General features: G+C 53.1%; 18 protein-coding genes and 1 pseudogene. 12 read left to right on the top strand and 7 right to left on the bottom strand.

The features are described 5' to 3' along the window. Nucleotide 1 precedes the first annotated feature (1 nt). Nucleotides 2-724, top strand: a complete 723-nt coding sequence (locus AO064_RS08640; protein ID WP_064053031.1) for an ABC transporter ATP-binding protein — start codon at nucleotides 2-4, stop codon at nucleotides 722-724. Nucleotides 725-750: 26 nt separating this feature from the next. Next, complete coding sequence (locus tag AO064_RS08635) at nucleotides 751-1,053, top strand: DUF1330 domain-containing protein (protein ID WP_064053030.1); 303 nt, start codon at nucleotides 751-753, stop codon at nucleotides 1,051-1,053. Between the two features lie 184 nt (nucleotides 1,054-1,237). Here the strand turns inward: AO064_RS08635 and AO064_RS08630 are convergent, their stop codons facing one another. Further along, entirely contained in the window at nucleotides 1,238-2,209 is a 972-nt protein-coding gene (locus AO064_RS08630) for a LysR family transcriptional regulator (protein WP_064053029.1), read from the bottom strand. A 119-nt stretch (nucleotides 2,210-2,328) separates the two neighbouring features. Between AO064_RS08630 and AO064_RS08625 the strand changes: the two genes are divergently transcribed. The 3 genes from AO064_RS08625 to AO064_RS08615 all read left to right on the top strand — a co-directional run bounded on the left by AO064_RS08625 (nucleotide 2,329) and on the right by AO064_RS08615 (nucleotide 4,466). Further along, entirely contained in the window at nucleotides 2,329-2,712 is a 384-nt protein-coding gene (locus AO064_RS08625) for a nuclear transport factor 2 family protein (RefSeq protein ID WP_064053028.1), read from the top strand. Between the two features lie 68 nt (nucleotides 2,713-2,780). Continuing rightward, a complete protein-coding gene (locus AO064_RS08620; protein WP_064053027.1) occupies nucleotides 2,781-3,800 on the top strand; it encodes an alpha/beta hydrolase in 1,020 nt (339 codons plus the stop codon). Between the two features lie 231 nt (nucleotides 3,801-4,031). Beyond that, nucleotides 4,032-4,466: a nuclear transport factor 2 family protein gene (locus tag AO064_RS08615; RefSeq protein WP_064053070.1), complete on the top strand. Its 435-nt coding sequence runs from the start codon at nucleotides 4,032-4,034 to the stop codon at nucleotides 4,464-4,466. Nucleotides 4,467-4,791: 325 nt separating this feature from the next. On the opposite strand, the gene AO064_RS08610 is transcribed toward AO064_RS08615, so the two are convergent. Next, complete coding sequence (locus tag AO064_RS08610) at nucleotides 4,792-5,001, bottom strand: hypothetical protein (RefSeq protein ID WP_064053026.1); 210 nt, start codon at nucleotides 4,999-5,001, stop codon at nucleotides 4,792-4,794. A gap of 187 nt (nucleotides 5,002-5,188) precedes the next feature. Between AO064_RS08610 and AO064_RS08605 the strand changes: the two genes are divergently transcribed. Further along, entirely contained in the window at nucleotides 5,189-5,437 is a 249-nt protein-coding gene (locus AO064_RS08605; RefSeq protein ID WP_064053025.1) for a CsbD family protein, read from the top strand. 302 nt (nucleotides 5,438-5,739) lie between these two features. On the opposite strand, the gene AO064_RS31745 is transcribed toward AO064_RS08605, so the two are convergent. The 4 genes and pseudogenes from AO064_RS31745 to AO064_RS08590 form a co-directional block, all read right to left on the bottom strand. Beyond that, nucleotides 5,740-6,063: a DUF7693 family protein gene (locus AO064_RS31745; RefSeq protein WP_244159507.1), complete on the bottom strand. Its 324-nt coding sequence runs from the start codon at nucleotides 6,061-6,063 to the stop codon at nucleotides 5,740-5,742. A 219-nt stretch (nucleotides 6,064-6,282) separates the two neighbouring features. Next, a pseudogene (locus tag AO064_RS31185) lies at nucleotides 6,283-6,891 on the bottom strand (histidine phosphatase family protein); the annotation flags it as partial. Between the two features lie 67 nt (nucleotides 6,892-6,958). Beyond that, nucleotides 6,959-7,960: a metallophosphoesterase gene (locus AO064_RS08595; RefSeq protein WP_064053023.1), complete on the bottom strand. Its 1,002-nt coding sequence runs from the start codon at nucleotides 7,958-7,960 to the stop codon at nucleotides 6,959-6,961. A gap of 328 nt (nucleotides 7,961-8,288) precedes the next feature. Beyond that, complete coding sequence (locus AO064_RS08590; RefSeq protein ID WP_064053022.1) at nucleotides 8,289-8,756, bottom strand: transcriptional regulator; 468 nt, start codon at nucleotides 8,754-8,756, stop codon at nucleotides 8,289-8,291. A 305-nt stretch (nucleotides 8,757-9,061) separates the two neighbouring features. Here AO064_RS08590 and AO064_RS08585 point away from each other — a divergent pair, with 305 nt between their 5' ends. The 3 genes from AO064_RS08585 (at nucleotide 9,062) to AO064_RS31180 (ending at nucleotide 10,466) form a co-directional block, all read left to right on the top strand. Then, entirely contained in the window at nucleotides 9,062-9,616 is a 555-nt protein-coding gene (locus tag AO064_RS08585; RefSeq protein WP_064053021.1) for a hypothetical protein, read from the top strand. Between the two features lie 226 nt (nucleotides 9,617-9,842). After that, nucleotides 9,843-10,250 carry a hypothetical protein gene (locus tag AO064_RS08580; protein WP_064053020.1) on the top strand — a complete coding sequence of 136 codons (408 nt, stop codon included), beginning with the start codon at nucleotides 9,843-9,845 and terminating at the stop codon, nucleotides 10,248-10,250. Nucleotides 10,251-10,262: 12 nt separating this feature from the next. Beyond that, nucleotides 10,263-10,466, top strand: a complete 204-nt coding sequence (locus AO064_RS31180) for a hypothetical protein (RefSeq protein ID WP_064053019.1) — start codon at nucleotides 10,263-10,265, stop codon at nucleotides 10,464-10,466. A 33-nt stretch (nucleotides 10,467-10,499) separates the two neighbouring features. Here the strand turns inward: AO064_RS31180 and AO064_RS08570 are convergent, their stop codons facing one another. After that, nucleotides 10,500-11,315, bottom strand: coding sequence for a DUF1206 domain-containing protein (locus AO064_RS08570; protein WP_064053018.1), 816 nt, complete (start codon nucleotides 11,313-11,315; stop codon nucleotides 10,500-10,502). A gap of 180 nt (nucleotides 11,316-11,495) precedes the next feature. On the opposite strand from AO064_RS08570, the gene AO064_RS08565 reads away from it, so the two are divergent. The 3 genes from AO064_RS08565 to AO064_RS08560 are packed head-to-tail and all read left to right on the top strand — an operon-like array spanning nucleotide 11,496 to nucleotide 14,396. Next, the gene (locus tag AO064_RS08565) at nucleotides 11,496-11,960 is read left to right on the top strand and encodes a DUF3429 domain-containing protein (RefSeq protein ID WP_064053017.1); all 465 of its coding nucleotides are present in this window, start codon (nucleotides 11,496-11,498) and stop codon (nucleotides 11,958-11,960) included. Beyond that, on the top strand, nucleotides 11,929-12,237 hold the full coding sequence (locus AO064_RS31740; protein ID WP_082893900.1) for a pentapeptide repeat-containing protein: 309 nt from the start codon (nucleotides 11,929-11,931) through the stop codon (nucleotides 12,235-12,237). The genes AO064_RS08565 and AO064_RS31740 overlap by 32 nt, the downstream gene beginning before the upstream one ends. Further along, nucleotides 12,192-14,396 carry a KAP family NTPase gene (locus tag AO064_RS08560; protein ID WP_064053016.1) on the top strand — a complete coding sequence of 735 codons (2,205 nt, stop codon included), beginning with the start codon at nucleotides 12,192-12,194 and terminating at the stop codon, nucleotides 14,394-14,396. The genes AO064_RS31740 and AO064_RS08560 overlap by 46 nt, the downstream gene beginning before the upstream one ends. The last annotated feature ends 312 nt before the right edge of the window (nucleotides 14,397-14,708 follow it).

Below are 14,708 nucleotides of genomic sequence, written 5' to 3'. Positions count from 1 at the left end.
CATGCTCAAAGTCGATAACCTTCATGCTGGCTACGGCAAGATTCAGGTACTTCATGGAATCAGCCTGGAAGTCCTAAAGGGGCAGGTGGTCAGCCTCATAGGGAGTAACGGCGCTGGCAAGACAACGACAATGCGAGCCTTGTCTGGAATGATCTGTCCGCAGCAGGGCACGGTCATGCTGGACGGCAAAAATATTGCTGGGCTGCCTTCCCACAAAATCGCACGCTGCGGCTTGGCCCATTCACCTGAGGGGCGGCGGGTGTTTCCCACGCTTTCGGTGATCGACAACATCACCCTGGGTGCCTTTCCTCGTTTCATGCGCAGCCGGCCGAAAGGAAATATCGCTCAGGATCTGGAGCGAGCTCTGGAGTTGTTTCCGCGTCTTCAGGAGCGTCGCAAACAGCTTGCGGGCACATTGTCGGGAGGTGAGCAGCAGATGCTCGCCATGGCACGTGCCGTGATGCTCTCTCCTGAAGTAATACTTCTCGATGAACCTTCAATGGGCCTGGCGCCGATCCTGGTTGACGAAGTTTTTCGCATCATTGAGCGGTTGAAGGCCACCGGCGTGACAATGCTTCTTGTCGAGCAATTCGCAGCGGCGGCCCTTGAGGTCAGCGACTACGCGTATGTCCTTGAGAACGGCTACATATCGATACACGGCGCTGCCAGCAAGCTGCGCAGTGATCCCGCTGTACGGGCAGCCTACCTCGGTTCAGCCCATTAATTTCACAACAATAAAAAGGTGTTGTCATGCAAAAGAAAGGTTACATCTATGCCGAACTGGTCGTGACCGATCCAGAATATTTTTACAACGAGTACATGACGCGCGTGGGGCCCGTACTCGAAAAGTGGGGTGCGATTTTCGCTATCGCAGGCGGCGAACCCGAGGTACTCGAGGGTGATCGTCGTGTCGAGCGCGTGGTACTCGTCGAATTCGAAAGCCCTGAGAAGGCTCGAGAGTTTTATCACTCCCAGGATTATCAGGATGTGATTGGCTACCGTACTCGTTCGGCGAAAACAGATCTGTACCTGCTCGAAGGTACGGCCTCGTAACAGCAGCAGGGCGCCAGTCTTCTGGTTTACAGAAGACCGGCGCCTGCCTTGAGCTGGTCTGATGAGCCCGTTTCCCCCGTCGTAATCCCAAGCAGGTTCGCCAGCATGCATCAGTCGACAATGAGTGTGTTCGGGGCGTTGGGGTCTCGTCGATACAATCGGGACTTTGTAAGCGAGCATTCAATCAATCGGATTCCATCCGATTTGCACTGCGCATGAAGTCAACAAATGCACGAAGCTTTCCAGGCATGTGCTTGCGATGCGGATAGTACAGATTAAACGCATCATCTAGTGCGCTGTGCTCCTTCAATATGTGCCGCAGCATTCCGCTGGCTAACTCTTGCTTTGCAAAATTTTCGAAGACGAAGCCGATGCCCTGACCTTGTATGGCTGCATCCAGAACGGATCTCATCTCATCGAAAACAAAGCGCCCTTGAACGTCGACTTGGGTCATTTGGCCTTGAGCGTCGAACTTCCATTCGAACAGTCTGCCGCCAACGGAATAACGTTGACGAATGCAGTTGTGCTCTAGCAGTTCCTCAATGGTTTCTGGTTCACTCAGATCGCGGAAGTAATCCGGTGCAGCAACGACAATTCTTTTTTGTAGCGATCCCAGCTGCACGGACACCATATCGTTCTGAACGCGTTTTCCCATGCGTATGCCGATATCAAAACCGGCGTTGACGATATCACTCAGCCGATTATCCAGAGATATCTCGACATTGATAAGTGGGAATCTTTCCATGAAGGCGGTGAGGTGCGGTTCGATAAAGATACGGTATGCGACGTAGGAGGAGTTTAGGCGCACGGTACCAGATGGCTGGTCGGTCGCAAGCAAGGCCTGTGACAACGCGTCCTTGATCAGTGCCAGTGCAGGGGCTAATGCTCCGATCAGCGCTTCGCCAGCCTCAGTCAAGCTGACACTGCGAGTTGTACGATTGAACAATCGCACATTCAGCTGCGCTTCTATGCCTTTGATGGTGCGTGATACAGCAGTAGGCGTGACGCCTAGCTCGATAGCCGCGCGGGCAAAATTCAAATGCCTGGCAGCAGCCTCAAACGTTAAAAGGCCTGGAAGATGCACGGGGGGTAGGGCGACTGCTGCTTTATGAGTATCCGTGTGTGATGCGGTTTTTATTATGACTTTATTGCTCATACGGTATCCATGCTTGTGATCATTTTATTCATTATCGCTGATGCCTATAGTGGTGCATCAAATAATTTGTTACGCCAAATCAGCGATACATAGGCATCAACTGATGCAGGAGTAGAACCATGAGCAAACCTACTTACGTACACGAATACCAAGCCATCACCGAGGTGCTTAACCAGTACATCGAGGGCTGCAAGCAAGCAAAAAGCAGTCTCATGAAGCCTGCTTTCAATGAGCAAGCGACCATGTTTAGCGTCGATGGCGACGGTAAGCTGGCCGGCGGCGCAATTCCTATCCTGTTCAAGGGGATCGATGAAGGGTTTCGCCCCTCTCCTGATGCACCGGCAGCTATCGTCCGCATTGAGATTGTCGGTACCGCGGCGAGCGCGCGCATCGACGCAAACGACATGTCCGGCATTTCGTTTACCGACTTTTTCCATCTGTTGAAAGTTGACGGTAAGTGGACGGTCGTCAGCAAGATCTTTCACACTCACGTCGCGCCTTGAACCTCTGTCGTCCTTAAGTCTGTAGCAGTTGAGGCTTCCCAGCACTCAGGCATAAAAATGGAAACGTCATGAAAACCCTTACCTCTGCTCTGGCTCTTACGGTCGTTACACTTGCGCCCGGTACTGCCTCCGCCGCCACTTACCCGGGAGTTGAGCACAACACCGCGAAACTCTTGCAATCGCTTGAAGGTGTTCCGACGCTCGACTCCATGACGCCGGTCGATGCCCGTGCGGCGCTGGCGGGTGCCCAGGCTGCCCCCCAAGTAGTCTTGCCGGCAGCTGATGTCAGCGAGAAGACGATACGCGTCAACGGCAGTGATCTGAAGCTGACCATCGTGCGCCCGGTCGGTAGCCAGCAGAAGACTCTGCCCGCGTTTATGTATTTCCATGGCGGCGGCTGGGTTTTGGGCGACTTCCCGACCCACGAGCGATTGGTGCGTGACCTGGTGGTGGGCTCGGGTGCGGTGGCGGTCTTCGTCAACTACAGCCTTTCGCCAGAGGCGGCATATGGCGTCGCCGCCGAGCAAGCCTATGCCGCGACAAAATGGGTCGCCGAACACGGGCAAGAGATCAAGGTAGACGGCACTCGCCTCGGCGTAGCCGGCAACAGTGCTGGCGGGAACATTGCCGCCGTAGTTGCCCTGATGGCGAACGAGAAGGGTGAACCCGCACTGCGTTCGCAAGTGTTGCTGTGCCCAGTGACAGACTTCAACTTTGACACGCCGTCGTACAAGGCCTTTGCCAAAGGCTATTTCCTGACGAAGGATATGATGGCGTGGTTCTGGGACAATTACGCACCCAACGCCGAGGCACGCAAACAGATTTACGCTTCTCCACTGCAGGCCACGACCGAACAGTTGAAGGGCTTGCCGCCGACGCTGATCCAGACTGCCGAATTCGATGTCCTGCGCGATGAAGCTGAAGCGTACGGCCGCAAGCTCGACGCGGCGGGTGTGCCTGTGAAGACGGTTCGCTACAACGGCATGATTCACGATTTCGGTCTGTCGAACGGCTTCAGCCATCTGCCGACGCCGCGCAGCGCGATTGCGCAGGCATCTCAGGAACTCAAGATCAACCTGAGCAAGTAATTTCAAAAACAAAGAATCCGCAGGTCACTGTGAAACTGCGGGCTTCGTCATTGAAAACACATCGTCATTTCATTGCGAAGCTGCATGCACACAGCAGATTCCCGGAGCGTCTGCTGCGTTTTTGCGGTTGAGTATATTTCAATAATTGCACTCCTTACGAAGAGCGACTAAATGAAAACTACATCTATTAAGCAGCTGGTTTTCGTGGCCTTGATTTTGAGCATTGGCACGATGGCTCACGCAGAAAATGCACCAAGTAGCCCGCAAGTCAGTAGTAAGACTGTCAGCAAAGCTACGTACGTAGAAGACTATCAAGCTATTACAGAGGTACTTAACAAGTACATTGAGGGTTGCAAGCAGGCCAAGAGCAGTATCATGAAACCCGCTTTCAATGAACATGCGACGATGTACAGCGTCGGCGCCGATGGCAAGTTGGAAGGCGGCGCGATTCCAATCTTGTTCGAGGGAATTGACAAGGGTTTCCGCCCATCTCCGGATGCAAAGGCTGCAATTACCCGCATCGAGATCGTCGGTACTGCGGCTAGCGCTCGCATCGACGCCAACGACATGTCAGGTATTTCCTTCACTGACTTTTTCCATCTGTTGAAAGTCGATGGCAAGTGGACTGTGGTTAGCAAGATTTTCAACACGAATGTAGCGCCTTAGTCATCCAGCTGCGCTGTACTAGCTCCTCATCAGGTGATGAGGGGCTTTCTCAATTTCGGTTACATGGCCTTCGGGTAAGCGTAGACAGTAGTTCGTCAGGAACGAGCTTTCGCTTGGAGTTTCCAGCAATGGCCAGGTAGCAAGCCAGTTTGAATTTAAGCGGATTATTGCGTGGGGCGACGGACGAGGCGGACGAGGCTGGAATGCGTCTGGAGCAGAAGTGTGCCATTAGTGCTTCCTACGTGTGGAAAGTTGATCGCAGCTTTCCCTGTTATGTAGCCCTCGCGTGAGGCGCGTTTGAGATCAAAATCAAAGAGCGGCTGCCTCATGGGAGCTTTTTGAGCCGGGCTAGACCTTGCTTGATATGGCCGGCGTTCTCGCCGATGGTCTCAAGCGCGCCACGGACGTTATCTCCAGCGTCTGCATGACCGTGAGCCTCGACGTGCAGGGTTAATTCCATCAGCGCTGCCTCTAGGGCGAGTTGGTTTTGGTACATCCTTTCCAGCACATCTGACAATGAGTATTCCTTTGGCATTGGGGTGATCTCCTTCAGGGCCGCTCAGCATAGCGCAGCATAAGAAATGGTTAGGTGTCTTGCGGACAAATCCTGAGGCTCATCAACTTTGAACTAATCATTACGCCCGTTCCCCTAACTCTGTGCAGGTTGCTTCAAGCCCAGGTTTTTCTGGGTTACTCAATCACACACGAAGGTTTGGTGAATCATGAAGAGCGAACAAGTTGAAGGCGCTGTAGAAAAGGTTGCCGGCAAAGCGCAGAGCGCAGTCGGAAAACTGTTTGGTGATTCGAAGCTGGAAGCTGAAGGTGCTGGACGTCAAGCTGCTGGTCAGCTGACCCAAACCTATGGCGATGCGCTGGACAGCGTATCCACGTTCGTCAAAGAGAAACCGGTTGCTGCAATCGCGATTGGTGCAGTAGCGCTGCTGGTTCTAGACCGTCTCTTTCGCCGCTGAGTAAGGAAAAGGACGTTTCGACAGGGGGGCTCCATTTTCACGTTTATCGCCTTCGCCTCTAGAACTGTCCATATTGGGTTGCGGGGGCGAGGGCTGGTATGCACAACTCACTTCCATCCAAGCAGCACGTCCGAAGTACGACGAGGCTATTGGGCCACAAATCTTGTGGAGGGGTGACGTGGGGTCACTAGCAAGCGGAGCGCGTAGGCCGGAGGATGGAAGCCCACAGGGCCAAGACTCGGCAACATCGAGGCTTGGTTTACGACAGCCGTCCTCGTAGAGGCCCGCTCGAACTTGGCTCCCTAGAGCGCTTTCAGGAGACGCTCAAGCGTCTGATGTTCCCAAGTGCTGAGCAACGCTATCGGGTCAGTACCAAAGCGATCTCCAGAGTGAAACGACCAGCGTCGCCCATCAGAGCTGATGCACTCTTCGCAGTAGTCGAGCGTGTCACAGTCGTTGTAGATCGATAGCCGCCAACCATCGACGCTCACCACGAAATGGCCCGCATAAATCTCATCCCAAGACGCCTGACTCACCTTGGTAATCGTCCGTCGCTCGAAGGTGACCTCTCGCAATACCTGGCATACCTCTCTCGCTGAGAGCTCCGCCGCAGTGCTTTCGCTGATGCTACCTACCTGGGATGAATGCGCTGCCGCTCTGGCCTCTTTCAGCCTTTGCTCAGCGTACATAGCCGGATCATCATTCGGCAGTGGATAGCCCGCAGCTGAGAGAGCTTCGGCGCGCTCTTCAATGAGCAGGCGCTCAGGATCACGAGCGACTTGATAAGCTCTGCCCGGCACGCGCCAAATGGAATCCATTCGTGGCTCCTTTGGGGCTGACCGGCTTACTTTCCAACCGGCTTCGTCGGGATCTTTCGAAAGCAGGCACTCACCGCAATTGGGCACGTGGTTCGCGATCTCATACTCACGCCAGTCCACCATAGCTCCACCGTCAATGCCGAGCGGTTTGCGCTCAATCAGCCAGGCTACAGCGTTAATGAACTGACCATGCGAAAACACTACGATGTCATGAGCAGGATGCACTGCAAGTCGATCCAGGAAAGACTGAGCTCTAGCTATGAAATCTAGAAATGACTCAGCGCCTTCACCATCCGTGAAACCAGGATCTGCTTTGGCCCAATACGCCTCCACCCATTCGCGCCGATCAGCGACGGTTGTGCCAGTGCACCGCGTGAGTTCAAGGTAAGTGAATTCTTGGATGGGCCAAGTTTCAAAAAGGATATTAGGAAACACCGCTGCGGTCGCCATAGCGGTTGAGTGCGCTCGGGTGAAAGGCGAGGCAACGATCAGAGCCGGAGCATGGTTGAACGACAGTGCCACCAGCTGCGCTTGCTCAACTCCTCTCGGAGTGAGAGTAATGGTCGCGTGATCTAAAGTGGCTTCGCCCGCGTTCGCAGCGCTTTCTCCATGTCGTATTAGTCTCACCTGCTTCATTTACGAACTACTCGCACAGATTCGGCCATCATTTCTCTTAGGTCTCCGGGTTACTGGTACTCAACCTTCAATCAAGAAGTCTCGACAGCAATCCCTCTATCTGGGTGCCTGCATGCTTGAACTTCAGCTCTTCGAGCTTAGCTTCCCTTCGTTCGCCGGTGAGCAAGCTGAGTCCGTGAAGCTCATTAAGCAACTTCTGAGACTCGCCAATTTCCGAACGCAAAGTCAGCCAGGTAGTGTTCACTCGACGAGCTAACTCGTCGGCCTCATGGCTCAAGCGTTGTGACTCAATTAGCTTGTTAGCGTTGGTGGTGGCCTTAAGATGACCTAAAGCCTGCTCAAGTTCGTCCAGTAGCTCGGTAACAGCCTCCGATTGGTCAAGTGTCACGGGGCGTCCCTCCACATAAATCGTGTCCGCCTGAACACAATAGACAGCTAGTGGCCCTTCACCCCCTCCGGTGCAATCAAGTGCAAGAACGTTCCCTAGCCGAACAGGCTCTGGAATCCAGGTGTGCCCCGTGCAGACACGCCAGACCCCTTTGACACCTTCTCGATGGTGCTTTTTGATCCGCTCGCGCCCCCATAGCGCGATCTCTTCTACAGCAGGGATCGATATGTCTCGAGTGAACTCGACCCATGACATCCCGGCAGGGACATCAGCATGAACAACGCCAACCAAACCGCGAGGGGACTCGATTTCTATGACTGTGGGAAGGCTCTCGAGCTTCCCAACGACCATCTCTTTCGATTCGTCAGCGATGGTCGACCACCAGCCTGCACCATGAGCTACATAACGAGCGCTGGGGTTTTCCCTGTAAGCGTTGATAAGCATCTGCTCATGGTTACCTAGAACGGTGAAGAACCACGGCTCACCAAGAAGCTTCAGACCATCGAGGACTCCAGGCCCGCGATCTATGAGGTCACCCACCCCGATGACTCGGTCGATAGTTTTGTCGAAACCTAGCTTCAACAATCCTTTATGGAGGTCAATCGTCTTGAAGTGAATGTCGCCGATAACGAAGTCGCGACCGACATCGTTCTGGGGAAGCCTCAGGACTTTCTGACTCATGCGCGGGGTTCCTTCCTCAATGGCCAACTACTAGATGGCCAAACTCGTATTGTCCACCCAGCGACCGCACCTTCCAACAGAAATATGGATGGACAGGATGACTACACTCCATTGCGCAGTGCTGAGGCATCCCTGGAGTTTCTTCCGTCGATGGAATTAACCAGAGCAAGCGGAGCGCGCAGGCCAGTTAGGCCGCAGGCGCGAGGATGGAAGTCCAAAGAGCCATGACTTGGCGTCAGCCATGGCACGGATTACGACAGCCGACCCGATAGGGCGGGCCATAAACCGCGATTTGCTCAGATTGCAGGATTGCTGATGCTCTGCAGGCTTATGTATTCCAGTATTTTTGGACTGTGCTTCTGGCAATGCCGAGCTTTTCAGCGATTGTTTTTCTGTCGAAACCTTGCGCTTTCAGGACTCGAACGTAGTCCGCTTTAAGCGGCTGCTTAGGCTTACCTTGGGAGCGCTTGATAAGCTTTCCATCACTGAATTGCTCCTCTACCAACTGCCACCCTCCGGACATTTCGAATTCCCTGATTCGCAAGGCAGTACGTTGCAAAGCTTCTGAAGGAAGTTCTTCACCCTGTGCAGCAATGACGAGAGTGACCATAGTCAAAAGGTCTAGGCCTAGATAGTCAGCGATCTCGTCCAGTTTCTCCAACGTCGCGTTCGCTCGGGCCTGCTCAAGCTTCCCCACGTACGTTCTGTGCGTTGCCCCCGCCAACTCTTCGTAACTAAACCCCTGATGAGCACGAGCTCCACGCAATGCTCCTGCCAGCGCTTCTTTCAGATGCATGAGTCGGATCCTCAAAACTGAGGATAGAGCCACGGCAAGCGTGTTTCGATAAACAGATCATAGTGATGTTATCGTGACATATGGTTTGCCAAGCAGTCGCTTGATCATAGCGGCGGGATGTTTGGATTGATGATGGATTGGTCATGAGAGCAGCACCTAAGACACGGCCAGGGACGTCTCGATGGGAGACGCGCTCATCAAGTCCGACGTTTATGGCCCGCGTAAGCCCGCCTGCAATCGTCACTGAGCGACGTCTTGGCAAGAACCAGATCCACTTTTTTAAGCGAAGGCAGGGATAGTGAGTGATGAAGTTCGATTGCGTGAAAGTTTCAGGAAAAGTTGACTACGTTCGATCTATTGATCGAATGAACGGCGGGCATAAAGCTAAAGTCAGCATTGACGGTGCAGTTATCCCGAATTTGCAAGTGTCGAACAAGCTTTATGAAGAGTTGGAGGTCGGCGAGAGTGTAACTTTGTATGGCCTGTTTAAAAGAAACAATGACAAAGAAAAAAACACAGGCATCTTGTACGGCCTAGCGAAGCAAAACGGCGAGAAATCATTTGCAACCCAGTACAGATATCAAGTCCCGATTTTCCTGACGGTTACTGCGGCCATCGCATTTTGTCTAACTTTCGTCGCCGGCTGGATCGCTTCAATATTTCCAGTGCTGTTTTTCTTCGGAGAAAATTCAGATTATATGTATACCACTACGGTATTTGCAGTAATTGAGTCGAGCTTGGTAGCCGCCTTTTTCCTGTGGAGGGCATGGGTGATGTTCAACGCTACGTCTAATCCTGAAGCTTGGGAAACTACCGAAGCTGCAGTGCTATCGAGTCGCTTCAGTAAGCTCCATAAGTAATAATCCTGTACGTAGGGCACGCTTACACCCGCCCCGGCTTCAGGATCGCTGCGCCAGACTTTCCTTTCCTAGCGAGTATCGGGCAAGCGGAGCGCGCAGGCGTGCAGGATGAGCGCCCAACGGGCTGAGACGCGGCGCAGCCGTGGCTCAGTTCTCTCCAGCCTTCCGCCGCAGGCGGCGCGCCATAGCTAATGCCCGATATCAAATCAACAAGGATGCGGCTGAAATGACCCACGATGAACTCCGTCAGCTTGAGGGCGCTAGGCGAAGGACTCTGTGGGCCCTTGCATGCCTCCGTCCTGGTGATCCCAGTGCATCCGACCTCCTTGCCATCCTCGATTATCTCGACGACCAAGAGCGAAACGACACCCCCTGTAGCGATAAGCCACTCGACCTCATTCAGGTTCGTAACTCTGTCTCGGTGATGCGCCATAACTCCGGAATCATCATCATTTTGGAGCAGACTATTCCGCAACCCTGGAGAGAGCGTTTCTACCAGGCAAGCGTCGGGTCGACCAGGTTGGTCGATGGGCCATACGCCTCAGGCTGGGATAAATTCCTGGCGAGTTGGGAAGCAGAGATGCGACACCTGGAGCAGCATCGGGCCGCAAGAAATAAATCTAAAAAAGACTGAGCGGGTGAGGGCATGGGACAAGACGATGACACGGTGTACTGCGATATCCAGATGCCGCTAGCCCAGGGCCGAGAGCTTCTGGAATTAGTAAATGCACTCCGAGAATCGAGAGCTCATCCGCGTCTCGACAGAGTCTTCGAGCACATGCAAGACGAACTCAGCACGTCCATCGATATCGTAGATAACCCGCCAACATGGGGGCCTTGGTGCGAGTAAGGCTCCGCATGGCTGTAAGACTTCCGTTTCTCATCAACCCCTGCTCGGCACTCCCGGCACATCCATGTTGATCTTGCGCCAAAAGGCTTCAGAGAAACTGTAAACCGAGAAAGCAATCAGCCCTAAAGCCATAACCATCAAAATCAACCATCCAGCTGGCAGATTTTGGAGCGCATCAAGTGATTCCTTCATACCAGGTGGATCCATGGCTTGATAAGTGGAACCGCTTATTGCCAGTAGCAACGCAATTTCTAGGAACACGACTCCACGGGCAATTAGTCCGAATCGTGATACAGGGCGGATGTAGCGCATGACGTCCTCGTCGGCCTCAAAATATTTCTCGAACGACGCTTTCCATCCCTTGATGATGTGAGCAATACCCACACCAAGGGGAACGAGAGCAATCAGGTACACCAACAAATTCGAGTGATCCCAAGACAAAAAATGCGCTAGCCAGTCTTTGGTCTGCCCACCGGAATTGCCCGAGCTTCTAATGCCGCTAATGAGCAGGCCCAACGCGAAAAACGCGAGAGCGCCGTTGACCATACCTCCCACGAACAGGCCTGCGCGAATCACCAAGCCTTTGAATTTTTTGCCGTGGTGATCGACATCACGGGTAGCTTGTAGGACGCGCCAAGCTGCGAATGCGAGTAGGCCCGCCACCACAAGCCCAACCAGAAAATAGCCGAATGGTTGGCTCAGCAATGCTTCGAGGCTCTTGTGGCTGTCCTTCGGTTTTGTCGAGTCTTGTGCTGCGAGCAACGCGAAAATACCGATGATCAAATAAAGCAATCCCCGAGCGGCGTACCCTCCTCGAGCAAGTATTACTAGGCTGTTTTGCGCGGACATTCGATGTATTCCCGAGATCTTATACAAGAGCAGACCCCTCTTGTGGGGTGGGGTTCTATTACCAAGTCGACGGGTGAAGTGATTTCAATATCCCCAACGCCGGCTGCAGTCGAGATTGCCTCGCCCAAGCGGGGCTTTTGGGCCTACAGTCTTGAGTGTCACTCACTGTAAGGAATACAAATGAACGCGTTGTCTTCAACCTCTCTGCTAAAGCACGTCAAGTTGCTGGGTTATGGCGGTTTGTTGCCGTTTATTTTTCTGGCGCTGCTGATCCCGTTCTCTCTCGACTATCGGCAGTTTTTTGCGATTGCGCTTGTTAACTATGGCGCAGTCATCCTGAGCTTCGTCGGCGCCTTGCACTGGGGCTTCGCCATGACAGTGCAAGACATGAGTGCCAAGCAGCGCAGCGACCGGTTCATCTGGAGTGTCATTCCTGCGCTTATTGCTTGGATTGCCACGTTACTGCCAATGCCATCGGGTTGCTTGCTGTTGGTCATCGGCTTAGTTGCCCACCTCCTGCAGGACAGGCGGCTGTTGCGGGTTATAAGCTTGCCCGCCTGGTACCTGCCGATGCGATTACGGCTTACCCTCGTGGCTAGCGTCTGCCTGCTGCTTGCCGCCATGGTTGAAACGCTTCACTCATGAAGCCTGGTGTTCCCGTTTCTTTTGCTGTGCCTGGTATGGCTGGGAGACTGACTTCAGCCAAGCAGGTTTGAGAGGTTTTGATCTCCGTGGATCCTATCTTCGAGGAGCCTGCTTTTTGTGGGCTAAACTGGATGGAGCCGATCTACGAAATGCAAATATCAACCAGTGCATATTTACCGGGACTATCGACCAAAGCGGCCCCTTTAAACTATCTAGAGTAAAAATCTACCTATGTTGGGAAATATCAACCACATCGAGCGACAAGATCGCGCGATAGACTCCCCTGAGTCTGATGCTCTGGAGCGAGGCCCATTCGTAGCCAGTTTGGTCAAAACACTTGTTCACACCGATTACAGCGCGAGTACCGGTGCTATGACGGCCAGGCGGGCGACGGGATTCGTGGTTGGCTTAACAGGTGAGTGGGGTTTAGGTAAATCGAGTGTTTTGAACCTACTTAGTCATGAACTAAAGCAAATGGAACATGTGGTCGTGGCGACGCTGAACCCCTGGCTTTTCAAAGGTCGTGATGAGTTAGTAGAGGCGTATTTTAATTCGCTTCGTGAAGCGCTTGGATACAGCACCAGTGAAAAAACAAGAAAGCTAGTGCGCCAGTTGGAGCGATACAAAGCGTCCATTGAATTCGTGGGGAAGACGACCGCTGTCATAATTGATGTGGTCGTAGGAGCAGGAGCTGCCACTACGTTCTGGAATAAGTGGCTACTCAGGCTCGTCCGTCTCCTGAGCAAACCGAAGGAGCTATCTGCGCAACAGGAGAGAAAAAACCTAGAGGCCAAACTGGCGGAAGAAGAGATAGCCGTCGTGGTACTGATAGATGAGCTAGATCGTGTCGAGGATGAAGAGGTGCGTGCGGTCGCTCAACTCGTCAAGGCAGTCGGTGATATCAAGGGTATCTCTTACCTTGTAGCCTATGATCAAGACCGAGTAGCTCAAGCTCTGGGCAAAGGTGCCACTCCGGATGAGAGGCAGAAAACAGGCGAAAGCTACCTAGAAAAAATCATCCAGTTTCCTATTCCTCTACGGCCACTGTTTGAAGACGACGCACGCGATCTGCTACTGCATGCAATGCGGAGTAATGGTGTTTCCATGCCAACGGCGACGCAGCCTCATCAGACCGAGATTTTTAATCAGTTACTAAGGGTCATCCGTACACCTCGAGAGATCAAACGGTTGATTGGGGCTTTTTCCGTTCTCGAAGAAATTGTACGAGGGGAAATCTGCCCGTTCGACGTCTTGGCATATAGCTGGTTAGTCGCCAAGGCACCGAGTATCCGAGGACATATCTCCAATAACATTCACAAGCTAGTTGATGATCCCAACGTCGCTGAGCTGCTTTCTCGACGGCGTGAGCGAAGCAGCAATACCAGCGCTGAAGAAACATTGGTCGACGTTCTAGGGGCTACTGCCAAAATCCACTTAGGAATTTTACAGCTGATTTTTCCTCGGTTTAATCAAGGGCGCCAGAGCACTGTGGATGTCTTTGACGGACACAGGCTTGCTAAGCGCCGAAACCTTATTCGGCTTCTTTATCTTGGTAATCCGCCAGGACAATTTTCGAGAGTTGACATTGAGACGCTCTGGGCGATTTCCAGCCTCGATGAGCTAGACACCGAGTTGAGGCCTTTGAAGAGAAATGGTCAGCTAGGGCCTTTGTTAGATCGGGTCGGAGATTTTTTAGTCAGCTTTCCGGAATCCGGCGACCAATTTTTCTGGAGCGCGTTGTGCCGAGTTTTAATTCGCGAGAGTAATTGGATTACAGATGAAGAGGTGGAGCGAGGATTTGTTGACGATGTGGGCTCCATTCTTTGGCGGCTGGGCCGTAGCGGAAATGATGGGGCTAAGCGATTCAGAACAATTTTGGCTGCGCTAATCAATAGCGAAGACCTACTTGTCGTACCATGGATATTGAGAAAGCATCTCTTTGCCCACGGGCTGACGTCCTATAGTAACCAGGCTAAAGGAGATTACATTCTTGATCAGAGCGAGACGATTGCGCTGCGTGATTTAGAGCTGCCCCGATACCGCGCCGCTGTCACTGACGGGATCGTACTTAGAAGGCTTGTTGATACGGAGGTGATCTTCTGCTTGGTGAACTGTAATCAGTGGGACATAGCTCTCAGGCAAAACTTCACGTCGCAATTGGATAGCATGAACGCAGTGGCATCTTTAGCTGCACTCATGCTGCCTCCGGGCATTATCTGCGACCGAAGTACCCTTGACCTGATGCTGGATGCAGACGCTATCTTGACGAAGAGCAGCATGATGCTTCGAGCTGAAGGAATGCCTGAGTCCGAATGGCTAGCCACAGCTGTGCGCCGACTTCGCGCAACTCTTGCTGGTCGTGACGTACATACGGCGGGTGCGTTGGTAGACGATTTTGTTGAAAACAACGATGCGAACAATTCTGAAGGCTTGTAGTAAACCTGGCAGGTAGTGCGACTGATGTGCATGCCGGCGCAAGCGTACGAAATAAGTTCCGAAGAGGGTGATCCAATGGATGCCGGATGGTGAGATCGGAGTACAGTTTTCTTTTGCCTCGCCCACGCGCTCTGGTTGAACTACGAGCGTAAGTGGGCGTTGCGGTGAAAGGAGGAGATACTCACCAGCCAAGCTTCGGCAAGCGACCTGCATGACAGAAGGTCACGCTTACCTCTGTGCTGGCCAGATGGTATTGTCGAACCGTTGTCGCCCTTCGCGACTGGTCGGCATTAGGGGAAGCCAGCTTGGGAG

Source organism: Pseudomonas marginalis, assembly GCF_001645105.1.
GTDB classification, from domain to species: domain Bacteria; phylum Pseudomonadota; class Gammaproteobacteria; order Pseudomonadales; family Pseudomonadaceae; genus Aquipseudomonas; species Aquipseudomonas petroselini.
This window is presented reverse-complemented; position numbering and strand designations above follow the sequence as displayed.

What these genes read in the sequence shown, in the direction of transcription:
- AO064_RS08610 (WP_064053026.1), bottom strand. Translation starts at nt 5,001, where the DNA reads ATGCCAAAGGAATACTCATTGTCAGATGTGCTGGAAAGGATGTACCAA.
- AO064_RS08565 (WP_064053017.1), top strand. Translation starts at nt 11,496, where the DNA reads ATGAACGCGTTGTCTTCAACCTCTCTGCTAAAGCACGTCAAGTTGCTG.
- AO064_RS08615 (WP_064053070.1), top strand. Translation starts at nt 4,032, where the DNA reads ATGGCTCACGCAGAAAATGCACCAAGTAGCCCGCAAGTCAGTAGTAAG.
- AO064_RS08570 (WP_064053018.1), bottom strand. Translation starts at nt 11,315, where the DNA reads ATGTCCGCGCAAAACAGCCTAGTAATACTTGCTCGAGGAGGGTACGCC.
- AO064_RS08585 (WP_064053021.1), top strand. Translation starts at nt 9,062, where the DNA reads ATGAAGTTCGATTGCGTGAAAGTTTCAGGAAAAGTTGACTACGTTCGA.
- AO064_RS08605 (WP_064053025.1), top strand. Translation starts at nt 5,189, where the DNA reads ATGAAGAGCGAACAAGTTGAAGGCGCTGTAGAAAAGGTTGCCGGCAAA.
- AO064_RS08625 (WP_064053028.1), top strand. Translation starts at nt 2,329, where the DNA reads ATGAGCAAACCTACTTACGTACACGAATACCAAGCCATCACCGAGGTG.
- AO064_RS08590 (WP_064053022.1), bottom strand. Translation starts at nt 8,756, where the DNA reads ATGCATCTGAAAGAAGCGCTGGCAGGAGCATTGCGTGGAGCTCGTGCT.
- AO064_RS08595 (WP_064053023.1), bottom strand. Translation starts at nt 7,960, where the DNA reads ATGAGTCAGAAAGTCCTGAGGCTTCCCCAGAACGATGTCGGTCGCGAC.
- AO064_RS08560 (WP_064053016.1), top strand. Translation starts at nt 12,192, where the DNA reads ATGTTGGGAAATATCAACCACATCGAGCGACAAGATCGCGCGATAGAC.
- AO064_RS08630 (WP_064053029.1), bottom strand. Translation starts at nt 2,209, where the DNA reads ATGAGCAATAAAGTCATAATAAAAACCGCATCACACACGGATACTCAT.
- AO064_RS08620 (WP_064053027.1), top strand. Translation starts at nt 2,781, where the DNA reads ATGAAAACCCTTACCTCTGCTCTGGCTCTTACGGTCGTTACACTTGCG.
- AO064_RS31180 (WP_064053019.1), top strand. Translation starts at nt 10,263, where the DNA reads ATGGGACAAGACGATGACACGGTGTACTGCGATATCCAGATGCCGCTA.
- AO064_RS08640 (WP_064053031.1), top strand. Translation starts at nt 2, where the DNA reads ATGCTCAAAGTCGATAACCTTCATGCTGGCTACGGCAAGATTCAGGTA.
- AO064_RS08635 (WP_064053030.1), top strand. Translation starts at nt 751, where the DNA reads ATGCAAAAGAAAGGTTACATCTATGCCGAACTGGTCGTGACCGATCCA.
- AO064_RS08580 (WP_064053020.1), top strand. Translation starts at nt 9,843, where the DNA reads ATGACCCACGATGAACTCCGTCAGCTTGAGGGCGCTAGGCGAAGGACT.